The organism is Staphylococcus schleiferi (assembly GCF_025558325.1).
Taxonomy (GTDB): domain Bacteria; phylum Bacillota; class Bacilli; order Staphylococcales; family Staphylococcaceae; genus Staphylococcus; species Staphylococcus schleiferi.
This window is the reverse complement of the sequence record NZ_CP094712.1, coordinates 2390374-2404647: the sequence shown is the minus strand read 5'-3', so window position 1 is coordinate 2404647 and position 14274 is coordinate 2390374. Positions and strand designations below refer to the sequence as shown.

Sequence of the window (14274 nt, the reverse complement as noted above, 5' to 3'; positions counted from 1 at the left end):
GGGTGTGAGCCAAAAATCAGTTTGATTTCATAGTCTCATACCCATGTTTTTATGTTAAAAAATAATGCACATGTTCGTAAATTAGATGAAAGTTTAAAATGACTGACGATGGATATAGTCGGCAAGATGTTGTGCTGTTGCGGAATGCGTCGTTTCAATTAATCGTTGAGGCGGGCCACTAAATAAAATCTGACCGCCTCGTGTACCAGCGCCCGGGCCAATATCAATTAACCAATCTGCTTGGGTCATCATTGTTAAATTATGTTCGATTAAAATCACAGTGTTTCCATCTTGAACAAGTTGTTCAAATCGTTGTTGTAAAATAGGAATATCATCTTCATGTAAGCCTGTTGTGGGCTCGTCAAAAATAAAAATTTTTCCTGAAACATGATCGGTCATATAGCGACTCAGTTTTAATCGCTGGATTTCACCGCCAGATAATGTATCTAATGATTGTCCTAAAGTCATATAGCTTAGACCTGTTTTTTGGAGTGCAATCAAAGATTTTGAAATGGTCGTCTCATCTTTGAAAAGTGAGATGGCTTCTTCGACAGTGAGTGCTAATACATCTGCAATAGAATACCCTTCGACTTTTGCTTCTAATACCTCTGGACGGTAGCGCGTACCGTGACATACTTCACAAGTTTGAGAAAATGATGGCATAAAGGCAAGTTCTGTTTTGATTACTCCTTTACCGTTGCAATTTGGACAAGCGCCATCAGAATTGTAACTAAACATCGCCTTTTTCAAACCTGTGTTTTGACTAAAAAAGGCACGAACTTCATCAAATACGCCCATATACGTCAATAAATTGGAGCGGCTAGATGCGTGAATACCTTTTTGATTGATAAAAATTGCATTCGGGTTTTGTGCAAAGCCGCTTTTAATTAAAGAGCTTTTTCCTGAACCTGCTACACCGGTAATAACAGTCTGTGCATTTTGAGGAATAGAGACAGACACATCTTGTAAATTATTATGACTGATATGATTGAGATGAAACCAATCTTGGTAGTGAGCGACTGCTGGCTTAAGTTGATGTGTGCGCATCAATGCACGTCCTGTATCTGTGTTTGATTTTTTGAGTTGTTCATAAGTCCCTTCAAAAGTAACTTGTCCACCATTTTTTCCTGCCCCTGGACCGATATCGATAATATGGTCCGCAATTTTAATGACATCAGGATCGTGTTCGACAATAATCACTGTATTGCCTTTGTCACGTATATTCAGCATGATTTCATTGATTTTTTCAATATCTGCAGGATGTAACCCGACACTCGGCTCATCAATAATATAAACTAAATCTGTCAACGGTGTATTCAGGTGGCGAATCAGTTTAATACGTTGTGATTCTCCACCAGATAATGTAGGCGTTTCACGATTTAATGTTAAATAATTGAGGCCGATGTCATGTAAGGCCTGAAGCTGATTTTTTAATGGTGCAATAATGTAGGCGGCTTTGTCACTTTGAAGTTGCTCTAAAAAAAGGAGCGCTTCATCTATCGTTAATGCAGTAAAATCTGCAATACTTAAGCCGTTGATTTTACAGCTGAGCACTTTTGGATTGAGGCGTTGGCCTTGACAATCAGGACATGTATGTTGATGAACGACGCGCTGAACATCTTTTAGAAAGCGTTTTTTCTCAAAGTTATCATTGATTAAAAATGAACGACGAAAACGATGAATTAATCCTTCAAATTTTGCAGTTTTAGGCCATTCTGGAGGAGGATTTTTCAAACGTGTCGGTTCTGTATAAAGAAATGTATCAAGTTCTTCGCCTGTATAATCTTTTAACTTTTTATCATTATCAAACAATCCAGAATAGCGATAACGCTTTCCCCGCCAACTGTCTGGCTTGAAAGAAGGAAAACGTATTGCACCTTCATTTAAAGAACGATTGAAATCAATCAATTCGTTTAAATCAATATCTTCAACATAGCCAAGTCCTTGACATGTTTCGCACATTCCGTTTGGATGATTGAAAGAAAAAATATCAGAATATCCAACAAAAGGTTCGCCGATACGGGACCATAATAAGCGTACAGAAGCATAAATATCTGATATTGTGCCCACTGTGGAGCGAGAATTACCGCCAAGCCTTTTCTGATTAATGACCATTGCGACGGGTAAGTTTTCAATTTGATCGACGGCTGGTTTTTCATATTGTGTGAGTTGATGTTGGATATAACTTGAATAGGTTTCGTTTAATAAGCGTTCGGATTCTGCTGCTATTGTATTAAAAACTAGTGACGATTTACCAGAACCAGATCTTCCTGTGACAACCGTCAGCTGATGTTTAGGAATATTGACGTGAATATTTTTTAAGTTGTTTTGTCGTGCACCGTGGATATGAATCGTTGTCATTATTTTTCACCTCGTCATAAGTTTTACCCGAAACGCGCTTTGATTAATAATTGAGCGGTTAAAAGGCGAGAACCTGGGCATAAGTAGTGTTCTAAACGCGCTTTTTAGAGGGAGAAGGTTTAACGCAATATATACTCAAACAAGAAAAGGCGAGACCGGGAATGATGTCCCAGCCTCGCACCTGTTGCTTTACGCTTTTGAAATTGTATAAGGATCATTTAGTGGTGATATTGTTTCACTAGCCATGCAGTAATAATAGAAGTAATTGGAATACAAATGGCAATGGCAATACCACCTAATACGATAGTCACTAGTTCTTGTGCAAATAATTTCGCATTAATCAGGTGACCGAAACTATAGTGCAAATTGAAAAACCAAAAGACGATCGTCATTGAGCCACCAAGCAATGCGAGATAAATCGTATTCGCTGAAGTGGCTAATATTTCGCGCCCTACACGCATACCTGATTGGAAGAGTTCGCGCTTTGTTAATGAAGGATTCGCTTCGTGTAACTCAAAAACAGGCGAGCTGATGGTAATGGCTAAGTCAATCACTGCAGCAATGACGGCGAGAATGACTGTAAAAATCATAAACTGCTCCATATCAATCCCAATATTCAATGAAAAGACATAGGTTTCATCTTGTTCTTCTTGCGTAAAACCTTGTAAATGGCCCCAGTGAACAGAGAGATAAATCGCTGCAATCATTAATAACGTTGTCACGATACTAGAAATGAACGCTGCCAGTGTCTTTATATTGAACTTGTTAAGTAGAAAAAGATTAATGACAGCGATGATGATACAAAAGACAAACGTGACTAAATAAATGGGCGCGCGAAATACGATAAATAATATCGCAATGAAAAGTACAATAAAATTTAAAAACAGTGTTAAAAACGATACAAAGCCACTGCGGCCTCCAAAAACGAGCATCAGTATGAGTAAAAATAAACTTAATATCACAATTGCGTTCATTGATGCTTGCCTCCTAACCATTTCAACCATACTTGCATGAGTAAGATTGTTAATGGAATCGTTAAGACGATACCTATACCGCCTGTAATAGCCCGTGAAACTTCTAAAGACCAGTTCATAGAAATACTATAGGTCAGGGTATTCCCATTTTTTAAATAAAGTAAGAGCATTGGGAGGCTACCTGCAAGATAAGAAAATAATAAAATATTTGTCATTGTTCCCATAATATCTTGTCCGATATTACGGCCGGCCAAAACCCAACGCTCAGTTGAAATATGAGGTGCCCGTTGTAGCACTTCATACATACCACTAGATATTGTAATAGCCACGTCCATAACTGCACCCAAAGTCCCTACCATAACAGAGGTTAAAAAGACTGTTTTAGGTTGAATTGTCAAAAAGCTCATAGTTTCATATTTAATCCCTTGGCTATTTGTGAGTGAAATAACAGACCACGCGATAAATATACAAATAAAGGTGCCTAACAAGGTACTAAGAATGGTGACAATGGTACGCATAGACCAACCGATGACGAGCCAAAGCGTTAAGGTGGTTGCAATAACTACGGCTCCGGACATCAATAGGAACAAATTAAGATTCGTATTTGCGTGATACAAGCTAATAGCTAGTAAAATCGCAACAGAATTAATCAATAATGAAATAATCGATTGCAAGCCAATGCGGTGCCCCACAATGAGTAGTGCAATAAGAAAGAAGCTTACAATTGTGACAATCACAGTGTCACGTTTCTTTTCAATAATAAAGTTATCTTTACCTGCTTTATCTATATGGAGTAGTACTTTATCACCCACTTGGTAAGCTTGTGCTTCGGTTTGAGAAGCGTTATATAAGTGATCGACGTGTACAATTTGATCCTTTTTAGATGTATTTAAAACTTTAATTTTCAGGACATCATGATATTTAGTGTCTCGATTATGTTGATCATCAACAGATTTTTCGCTGTGATGTTGGTCGACATGAACGACTTCTCCAATCGGAATGCGATAAAAAGAGGTGTTCACTCGAGTGAAGAGAATTGCCAATAACGCGAGAATAATACAAATCGCGATAAAGTAATACCATAAATGACGTTTTTGTTTCATAATAAGTCTCCTTAGTGATAAATCGAACGTTGTTGTGTATGGGTCATTATAATTTTAATGACCTCATTTAATAATGGTTTTTGTAAATCTCGTCGATATACAAGGTGAAATGTTTTTTTTATATCTGTATGTGACAATGAAAATTTTTTCCACTGTTGATTTTGACTATATAAGTTGATGAAGGTAGGTGCAAGTACAAAGCCTTTTTGATTTTGTAAAATAAATCGCGCAAATTGCGGATTATTAATGATATGTACGGGTGTCTCAGCATGTGTTGTTAAATATAATTTTAAGTCAGTAGGCAAAGGCTCGTGTATGTACAAAGATTGTTTGAGTATATAGCTGAGCGGTGGATTAGGAACGTTCATGATTGGGGCGTGTGTGTCCCCATAAAGCACATAGGTCTCTTCAAAAAGGGGTAGGCTTTCTAGTGTATTATCATGAATGGTCGCTGTTGTTAGTGCTAAGTCGATATCTTGTGATTGCAAGGCAGGTAAAGTTGTTTCTTCATCTAATAAGGCAGGTACAAGCGATAAAGCTAATTCTGTTTCGATGGTTTGTAACACTTGCGGTAAAATTTGGCCAATTGAACCATTGACATAGCCAATTGTAAAAACGCTTTGCTTTTGTTGAACTTGTGTTTGAAATTGAGATAACGTGTGGTCCACTTGCTCAAGTATTGATTGCGCATGTTTTAATAATTGTTTCCCCTCAGTCGTTAAGAAAATGTTACGGCCACTGCGATAAAAAAGCGAAGTTCCTAACTCGACTTCCAAGTTGTGCATATGTCGGCTAATTGCCGATTGTGCAACATTGAGTTCGAGTGCCGCTTCTGAAATATGTTCGCGTTTAGCCACTTCTACAAAGTATTTCAACTGTTTAAGCTCCATAAATATTCCCCCTTCTTTTTATATTATCTCAAAATGAGATAGATTTCATCTCAAGTATATATTGATGTGATGAATAGGATTCCGCTATAGTTAGAATACTATTAAAGAGAGGTGTCAGAAATGTCTAATAATTCTAACTATACAAAAATTGGACTCTATGACAGTCGCGAAGAACACGATGCATGTGGTATCGGTTTTTATGCCAACATGAATAATGAACGTTCCCATGCTATTGTTGAAAAATCTTTAGAAATGTTGCGCCGCTTAGATCATCGTGGAGGAATTAGTGCAGATGGTATTACTGGGGATGGCGCGGGCATTATGACTGAGATTCCATATCAATATTTTAACCAAGTGACATCATTTTCACTTCCTGATGAAGGGGCCTATGCTGTTGGAATGATGTTTGCGCGAGACTTGATTTCTGACACTCCACACGCGTCAGCATTTGCATCCATATTTGAAAGTGAAGGGTTGCAAGTGTTGGGTTATCGTGAAGTGCCCGTTGATATAACGTGCCTAGCTACACGTGTAGCGGATACGATGCCAGCCATTCAGCAAATCTTTGTCTCAAACCAGAAGGCTCAAAATTTCGACCGGGCCTTATATCTTTCTCGCAAACAGATTGAAAAGTATAGTCACGAACAGGGCTTGGACCTTTATTTTACAAGCTTATCCCGTCGAACAATCGTTTATAAGGGATGGTTACGTTCAGATCAAATTAAACGTCTTTATATCGATTTACAACAACAGAACTATGTATCGAAGTTCGGTTCAGTACATTCTCGTTTCAGTACGAATACTTTTCCAAGTTGGGAACGCGCCCATCCGAATCGCTTGCTTATGCATAATGGTGAAATCAATACAATTAGAGGAAATGTGAACTGGATGCGTGCACGTCAACGTCGTTTAATCGAGACTGTTTTTGGTGAAGAACACGAGAAAGTGGAAGAGATACTTGATGAAACAGGAAGCGACTCGGCAATTGTCGATAATGCGCTTGAATTTTTAAGTTTAGCGATGCCGCCGGAGCAAGCAGCCATGCTACTCATTCCGGAACCTTGGCTATATAACAAAAGCAATGATCCGAAAGTTCGCGCCTTTTATGAATTTTATAGCTATTTAATGGAACCTTGGGATGGTCCAACTATGATTTCGTTTTGCGATGGCGACAAATTAGGGGCACTTACAGATAGAAATGGTTTGCGACCGGGTCGTTACACGATTACAAAGCAGAACGAAATTGTATTTTCTTCGGAAGTCGGTGTCGTTGATGTAGATGAAGCAGACGTAGCATTTAAAGGACAGTTGAACCCAGGAAAATTGCTTTTAGTCGATTTTAATCAACATAAAGTGATTGAAAACCATGAACTGAAAACAACAATCGCACAACAATATCCGTATCAAGAATGGCTTGAAACAAACCAACTTAACCTTAATTTGGAAACAATTCCTTATCAAGGCGATAAATTGTCAACAGACGAAGCTTTCGCGATGCAAAAACGATACGGCTATACAAAAGAAGAGTTAGATAAATATTTAACGGAATTAGTGTCAGGCGGTAAAGATCCCATTGGTGCGATGGGTTACGATGCCCCTTTAGCCGTGTTAAATCATCGACCGGAGTCACTATTCAATTACTTCAAACAATTATTTGCACAAGTGACGAATCCGCCTATAGACGCTTATAGAGAAAAAATTGTTACAAGTGAGCTCAGTTATTTAGGCGGAGAAGGGAACTTGTTGAATCCTAGTCCAGAGGCGTTACAACGCGTTCAGTTAAAGCATCCTGTCCTCACACATGCACAATTGGATGAAGTTGCTAAAACACTAAAAACAGCCTATCTTTCAACCGGCTATACAGAGGATCTGGAAGTGGCATTAGAAGCGTTAGGAAATCGTGTGGTTCAAGAAGTAAGACGCGGGGCGACAGTCATTGTATTAGATGACAGTGATGTTCGTCAAAGTGATACTTTTGCTATGCCTGCCTTATTGGCTTTAAGTGCTATACATCAGCGCCTTATTCGTGAAAACTTACGAATGCAAACCAGCTTAGTGGTGAGTTCTGGGGAGACGCGTGAAGTACATCATCTCGCTTGTTTAGTTGGATACGGTGCAAATGCAGTAGTGCCTTATTTAGCACAACATACGATTGCTGATTTAACGACACAAGGACGTCTTGAGGGCACTGTTGCTGAAAATGTAGCACGTTATAATGCGATACTGTCTGAAGGTCTGATTAAAGTGATGGCTAAGATGGGAATCTCAACGGTACAAAGTTACCAAGGCGCTCAAATATTTGAGGCAGTAGGGTTATCTGAGAGACTGGTTGATCAATATTTTACAGGGACAACTTCGAAATTATCAGGTATTTCAATTGAAACTTTAGATGCAGAAAATAAAGCACGTCAAACGGTGGAAGGTCAAACGCTTGACCCAGGAAGCACTTTCCAATGGCGACAACAAGGACAACATCACACGTTTAATCCGACAACGATACGATTGTTACAACATGCTTGTCGCGAGAATGACTATGCACAGTTTAAAGCTTTTTCTAAAGTGGCGAACGAACAAACAAGTAGTCACATTCGTGATTTATTTACATTTAAAGCACAACAATCAATTGATATTGAAGAGGTTGAAGCGGTCGACGAAATCGTTAAACGCTTTAAAACAGGGGCAATGAGTTATGGTTCTATCTCTCAAGAAGCCCACCAAACACTTGCAGAAGCCATGAATCAGTTGGGCGGAAAAAGTAATAGTGGTGAAGGGGGAGAAGCACGCTCACGTTACGAAGAGAGAGAAGATGGTCGTGATTATAAAAGTGCGATTAAACAGGTTGCCTCAGGCCGTTTTGGGGTGACGAGCCATTACTTACAACATGCGAAAGAGATTCAAATTAAAGTTGCGCAAGGTGCTAAACCAGGGGAAGGGGGCCAGCTACCAGGCAGTAAAGTTTATCCGTGGATTGCAGAAGTTCGAGGTTCGACGCCGGGAATCGGTTTGATATCACCGCCCCCTCATCATGATATTTATTCTATAGAAGACCTTGCACAGTTAATTCATGACTTGAAAAATGTTAATCGTGAGGCGGATATTACCGTTAAATTGGTTTCTAAATCTGGTGTCGGAACAATTGCAGCCGGTGTGGCAAAAGCATTCGCTGATAAAATTGTCATCAGTGGTTTTGATGGCGGAACAGGTGCTTCGCCAAAAACGAGTATTCAACACGCGGGATTGCCGTGGGAACTAGGTCTTGCTGAAACACATCAAACCCTCATGTTGAATGATTTACGATCACGTGTCCGTTTAGAAACAGATGGAAAGTTATTAACAGGACGAGATGTTGCCTATGCTTGTATGCTTGGTGCTGAAGAGTTTGGATTTGCGACAGCGCCATTGGTCGTTCTAGGATGCATCATGATGCGTGTATGTCACAAAGATACTTGCCCAGTAGGTATTGCGACACAAAATGGTGATTTACGTAAGCTTTATACCGGTAAAGCGCAATATGTGGTTAATTATATGCGGTTTGTTGCCGAAGAATTAAGAGAAATCATGGCTGAACTAGGTATTCGAACAGTGGATGAACTTGTAGGACGTACAGACTTACTCAAACGTTCATCTGTCGCTTATCATCATCCTAAAGCAAGAGAGATGAAGTTAGAAACTTTACTTCATCAAAATGAAGGTACACGTACAAAAGTGATTGAACAACAGCATGGATTAGAACATGGTTTTGACTTGAACCAGTTGTTGCCAGCCGCAAAATCACATATTGAAGCAGGAACACACTTTGTAGGACAATTTGAAATTGTAAATGAACAACGGAATGTGGGCGTGATCACAGGTAGTGAAATTACGCGAAATTACGGTTTGAAAGGCTTACCAGAGGATACCATTGTTGCAAAAACAATAGGACACGGCGGTCAAAGTTTAGGGGCATGGATGCCGAAAGGTTTGACGCTTCAACATACTGGAGACGCAAATGACTATGTAGGTAAAGGGCTATCAGGTGGTAAGATTGTTATCAACGTGCCGAATGTTGCACGTGAAAATGAAATTATTGTAGGTAATGTTTGTTTTTATGGTGCAACGCAAGGAGAAGCTTATATTAATGGTCGTGCGGGCGAACGCTTTTGCATTCGTAATAGCGGTGTCCACGTTGTCGTCGAAGGTGTAGGAGATCATGGTCTTGAATATATGACAGGGGGCCGTGTAGTCATTTTAGGTGATGTAGGTAAAAACTTTGGTCAAGGTATGAGTGGTGGTGTGAGTTACATTTTCCCATCAGATGTTGCCACTTTCAAAACACAAAATCAACTGGATTCACTTGATTTTGATGAAGTTGTGGATGAGGAAGAGAAAGAAATGCTAAAAGCGATGATTCAACGTCACTTGAAATATACAGACAGTCAAAAAGCGGCTACCATTTTATCTGATTTTGATGTGAAATTAAAAGCATGTGTAAAAGTAATTCCTAAAGATTATAAGAAAATGGTGCAAAAAATCCATTATCATCAGCAACGGACGACTTCACAGGATGAAGCGCTATTAGCTGCTTTCAATGATAAAGGATCTATACAAGAAACTGCGCAAGAAGAACGTATTCCAGTGTACTAAAGGAGGCTAACTATGGGTGAATTTAAAGGTTTTATGAAATATCACAAACAAAAGCTCGCGGAAGTTCCTTTAACAACACGTATTGAAAACTATGAAGCCTATCAATCACGTTTTACAAAAGAAGAGGCCCAACAGCAAGGGGCGCGTTGTATGGATTGTGGTACGCCATTCTGTCAGGTCGGTGAACTCGTAGGGCGTGAAACGGTTGGGTGTCCACTCGGGAACTATGTACCTGAGTGGAATGATCTCACTTACCGCGGTGACTTTAAAAATGCCTATGCACGTTTATCAGAAACAAATAATTTTCCTGACTTTACAGGGTATGTTTGCCCGGCACCTTGTGAAGCTTCATGTGTAATGAAGATTAATCGCGAATCTGTCGCTATTAAAGGTATTGAAAGAACAATCATTGATGAAGCGTTTGAGCAAGGATGGGTCAAAGCACGTCAACCAGAACAACGACGAGATGAAAAAATTGCGATCATCGGAAGTGGCCCGGCTGGGTTAGCTGCCGCTGAAGAACTCAACACATTAGGGTATACCGTTGTCGTTTATGAAAAAAATGCAAGACCCGGTGGCTTGTTGACATATGGTATTCCTAATATGAAACTAGATAAAAAGGTTGTATTTCGACGTGTTCGTTTGTTAGAAGAAGCGGGTATCACATTCAAATGTAATGTGGAAGTTGGAAAAGACATTACTAAAAATGAGTTGGATCAACAATATGACGCTATTATTGTTTGTACAGGTGCTGAAAAAGCACGTGACTTACCACTTGAAGGACGTATGGGGCAAGGTATTCACTTCGCAATGGACTATTTAACTGAACAAACACAGCTTTTATTAGGTGAGTTGGATACACAAACGATTACAGCAAAAGGGAAAAAGGTAGTTGTCATCGGTGATGGAGACACAGGCGCCGATTGTGTTGCAACTGCATTGCGCGATGGCTGTGATTCTATTGTTCAATTTAACCGTAAAGCTCGAAAACCAGAGCGTTTTGAAATGAATTACAGTTGGCCATTAGCGCAACCTGTATTGAAAAAAGATTATGCACACCAAGAGTATGAAGCTAAATATGGTCAGGAACCCCGTGCATATGGTATTCAAACGATGCGCTTTGATTTGGATGGAAACGGAAATGTGCGTGGAATCTATGCCCAAGTTCAACAAGATAGAGCTGACGGTACAATCGTAGGTGACGACCGAGAAATTTTTATCCCTGCGGATCTCGTGTTACTTGCAATTGGTTTTGAAGGTGTAGAACCCCGACTTGCACATGCCTTAAATTTGAAAGTAGAACGACAAAAAATAGCGGCTGATACTAAGGATTATCAGACAAACCAAGCGAAATACTTTGCAGCTGGTGATGCACGAAGAGGTCAAAGTTTAGTCGTTTGGGCAATCAAAGAAGGGCGTGAAGTGGCCGCTTCAGTCCATCAATTTATTAATGAAAAAAGTTTTGTATCATTTTTGTAAAAATCTTGTTGACAATGTGAACGAGCTATAATAATATATTTATGTGCTCGTTACACGGAGGAATACCCAAGTCTGGCTGAAGGGATCGGTCTTGAAAACCGACAGGGGCTTAACGGCTCGCGGGGGTTCGAATCCCTCTTCCTCCGCCATTATAAGTAAAATCCAAGACTAATAGATATAAAAGCCAAACACTCAATGCGGTTGAATGTTTGGCTTTTTTGTATGTAAAAATGAGGCGTATAGAGTCTTTTAAAATCAGTTTAATTTTTTCGGCTGTACACTTTATATGGTGGTTATGTGTCTATAATAATTAAGTCGCAAACTTCCGATTGCTTCTTCGAGTCTCGCTTTCCCAGGCGCCTTACCTCAACTAATTTTGGCTTTTATTGTAGCTCATAAGAAGCCAAAATGGATTTTCGGTTTCGGCTCTATGCCTCGGGAGTCTCGACTCGGTACGCAATCTATTTAAGCAATTTCACTATTGAAAAGTGGCATTGTTTTTTTCTTTGGTCTTTTATACAGTCTAAAAATAATAAAAATGCGATTTTTGAAGTTATAAAAGTTGCGATAGCCATATGAAACTCTTTTAATCAGTTTAACTTTTTGATTAATTCCTTCAATCGCTTATTGAATTGAGGGGTTCCAATCGTATAAGCAATGATATCCTCATACTTTCTGTAGAAGCGTAACACTTTCCATCCATACATTTAAAACATTGTTTTAACAGATTTAAATACACTGCTATCTCTTGGAATCTTAAAAAAGTAATTCGCGATAAACGTTTTCCGTGTTTGTGTATTCGGTTTGGATTCGTATGATAACAGTGAGGACAAGTCATAGGCTTGTATGAAAGGGTACCAAAGATGACGTTAGATTTCTTACCTCTAATAACTACATCTTCTTCAACTTTAGTGATTTTAATATTATTATCTTTAATTTTTAGTAACTTTAATATATCATTACACATAGGCGCAATATGTCTCCTTTATTTTTAGTTTAGTCACTTAAAATTATAGAGGCATTTGCGCTATTTTTGTACAAAAAAGCAGGATGACTTATGTCATCCCACCATAAAAAATGAAGAACCATTTTTTTATAGCATCTTACCTCTAACTTAATAATGAGTAAAAGCACTAATAACGTTGATACATTATTGTCTTTTGAATATAAAAGATTTTGAGATAAAACGCCACTTACATATGTCTGTATTATGCTTGTCTTTGAATTAAATTATTTTCAATGCAAATACTACAGAGTCAGAAACCCTTCTATTGTTCAAAAGAATAAACCAAAGCAATGTGAATTCTTGATATTTAATGTAAGCCTTTACATAACTTGTATATACAAGTTATAATTGTCTATACAAGTTGAACGAATGGAAGTGGTAAAAATGGCGGTAAACAAAGTGGATATACAAAACATCGTTAGAGCAATAGGAGGGAAGGAGAACATAAAATCAGCAACACATTGTGTCACACGTTTACGTTTAATTTTGAAGGATTACGACTTAGTCGATAAAAGTAAATTAAGTCAAAACCCTTTAGTTAAAGGTCAATTCAAAGCAGATAATCAGTATCAAATTGTTATTGGACCTGGGACTGTAGATGAAGCCTATCGATTATTAATAGATGAAACGCAAGCAACAGCAATTTCAAAAGAAGAAGCAAAAGAACAAGCCATACAAAAGGGTAATCTATTTCAACGTTTGATTAAATTGCTTGCTGATATCTTCATACCTATTTTACCTGCTATTGTTACAGCTGGTTTGCTCTTAGGGGTAAACAACGTGCTTACTATGAAAGGATTAGGGGGCACACCTTCTGTGATTGAGCGCTTTCCTCTAATTGCTGATTTTGCGAATATCATAAATGTTATCGCGACCACTGCTTTTATATTTCTTCCTGCCCTTGTAGGGTGGAGTGCAATGCGAGTGTTTAGGGGAAGTCCTGTATTAGGCATTGTATTGGGACTAGTATTAATGCATCCACAACTACTTTCGCAATACGATATAGGCAAAGTCGATACAATACCAAAGTGGCATATCTTTGGGTTAGAAATTAAGCAGCTAAATTATCAGGGACAGGTTTTGCCTGTATTATTAGCGTCTTATGTGCTAGCTCGAATTGAAAAAGCACTCAATCGAATTGTTCATGACTCGATAAAATTATTAGTTGTAGGGCCTGTGGCTTTATTAGTAACCGGATTTTTAGCATTTTTGTTTATTGGTCCTATCGCATTATGGATTGGAACAGGAATTACAGAGGGAGTGCAATTTTTATTTGAAAATGCAGGATGGCTTGGCGGAGGTATTTACGGTTTGCTTTATGCACCTCTTGTCATTACAGGGTTGCACCATATGTTTTTAGCGGTTGATTTTCAATTAATGGGTAGTCAACTCGATGGAACTTATTTATGGCCTATCTTAGCTCTCTCCAATATTGCACAAGGTTCAGCAGCATTTGGCGCATGGTTTGTTTATAAAAGACGTAAATTAACTAAGGAACAAGGTTTAGCGTTTACTTCGGGAATATCGGGATTTTTAGGTGTCACTGAACCAGCTATGTTTGGTGTGAATTTACCACTTAAATATCCGTTCTTTGCAGCAATTTTGACGACGATGTTCACTGGAATGCTTGTTGGGGGCTCTGGTGTGCTGGGTAAAGTGGGAGTAGGTGGAGTTCCCGCAATTCTCTCAATAAAAGCTAGTTTCTGGGGTGTTTATAGCATTGCAACGTTGATTTCTATGATTTTACCCGCAACCCTTACTATTGTTTTCTCACATTTGAAAGCTTATAAGAAGAAAGATAAGGTAGGGGCTCATGAATCAAGCTGAATCTTCGATAA

Annotated in this window: 8 protein-coding genes, 1 tRNA gene and 1 pseudogene; 4 read left to right on the top strand and 6 right to left on the bottom strand. The window is 38.8% G+C overall.

What is annotated here, in order from left to right; genetic code table 11:
• Positions 1-93 precede the first annotated feature (93 nt).
• The 4 genes from MUA40_RS11415 to gltC form a co-directional block, all read right to left on the bottom strand.
• Positions 94-2361, bottom strand: a complete 2268-nt coding sequence (locus tag MUA40_RS11415) for an ATP-binding cassette domain-containing protein (RefSeq protein WP_126496136.1) — start codon at positions 2359-2361, stop codon at positions 94-96.
• Between the two features lie 218 nt (positions 2362-2579).
• Complete coding sequence (locus MUA40_RS11410; protein WP_016425608.1) at positions 2580-3335, bottom strand: YibE/F family protein; 756 nt, start codon at positions 3333-3335, stop codon at positions 2580-2582.
• On the bottom strand, positions 3332-4438 hold the full coding sequence (locus MUA40_RS11405) for a YibE/F family protein (RefSeq protein WP_016425607.1): 1107 nt from the start codon (positions 4436-4438) through the stop codon (positions 3332-3334). The genes MUA40_RS11410 and MUA40_RS11405 overlap by 4 nt, the downstream gene beginning before the upstream one ends.
• 11 nt (positions 4439-4449) lie before the next feature.
• Positions 4450-5328 (bottom strand): glutamate biosynthesis transcriptional regulator GltC, encoded by an 879-nt coding sequence (gene gltC, locus MUA40_RS11400; RefSeq protein WP_262569596.1) that lies wholly within the window; start codon positions 5326-5328, stop codon positions 4450-4452.
• Between the two features lie 120 nt (positions 5329-5448).
• Between gltC and gltB the strand changes: the two genes are divergently transcribed.
• From gltB to MUA40_RS11385, 3 genes are all read left to right on the top strand, one after another.
• Positions 5449-9951, top strand: a complete 4503-nt coding sequence (gene gltB, locus MUA40_RS11395; protein WP_167732979.1) for a glutamate synthase large subunit — start codon at positions 5449-5451, stop codon at positions 9949-9951.
• 12 nt (positions 9952-9963) lie between these two features.
• Positions 9964-11430: a glutamate synthase subunit beta gene (locus tag MUA40_RS11390; RefSeq protein ID WP_016425604.1), complete on the top strand. Its 1467-nt coding sequence runs from the start codon at positions 9964-9966 to the stop codon at positions 11428-11430.
• 56 nt (positions 11431-11486) lie between these two features.
• Positions 11487-11579, top strand: a tRNA-Ser gene (locus MUA40_RS11385).
• A gap of 316 nt (positions 11580-11895) precedes the next feature.
• Here the strand turns inward: MUA40_RS11385 and MUA40_RS11380 are convergent.
• Positions 11896-12051, bottom strand: a pseudogene (locus MUA40_RS11380) (transposase); the annotation flags it as partial.
• Complete coding sequence (locus MUA40_RS11375; RefSeq protein ID WP_155976581.1) at positions 12047-12397, bottom strand: transposase family protein; 351 nt, start codon at positions 12395-12397, stop codon at positions 12047-12049. The pseudogene MUA40_RS11380 and the gene MUA40_RS11375, both read right to left, overlap by 5 nt.
• Positions 12398-12820: 423 nt before the next feature.
• Here MUA40_RS11375 and treP point away from each other — a divergent pair, with 423 nt between their 5' ends.
• On the top strand, positions 12821-14263 hold the full coding sequence (treP, locus tag MUA40_RS11370; RefSeq protein WP_016425603.1) for a PTS system trehalose-specific EIIBC component: 1443 nt from the start codon (positions 12821-12823) through the stop codon (positions 14261-14263).
• The last annotated feature ends 11 nt before the right edge of the window (positions 14264-14274 follow it).

Coding starts and splice junctions, on each gene's coding strand:
- MUA40_RS11415 (WP_126496136.1), bottom strand. CDS start 2,361: ATGACAACGATTCATATCCACGGTGCACGACAAAACAACTTAAAAAAT.
- MUA40_RS11410 (WP_016425608.1), bottom strand. CDS start 3,335: ATGAACGCAATTGTGATATTAAGTTTATTTTTACTCATACTGATGCTC.
- MUA40_RS11405 (WP_016425607.1), bottom strand. CDS start 4,438: ATGAAACAAAAACGTCATTTATGGTATTACTTTATCGCGATTTGTATT.
- gltC (WP_262569596.1), bottom strand. CDS start 5,328: ATGGAGCTTAAACAGTTGAAATACTTTGTAGAAGTGGCTAAACGCGAA.
- gltB (WP_167732979.1), top strand. CDS start 5,449: ATGTCTAATAATTCTAACTATACAAAAATTGGACTCTATGACAGTCGC.
- MUA40_RS11390 (WP_016425604.1), top strand. CDS start 9,964: ATGGGTGAATTTAAAGGTTTTATGAAATATCACAAACAAAAGCTCGCG.
- MUA40_RS11375 (WP_155976581.1), bottom strand. CDS start 12,397: ATGTGTAATGATATATTAAAGTTACTAAAAATTAAAGATAATAATATT.
- treP (WP_016425603.1), top strand. CDS start 12,821: ATGGCGGTAAACAAAGTGGATATACAAAACATCGTTAGAGCAATAGGA.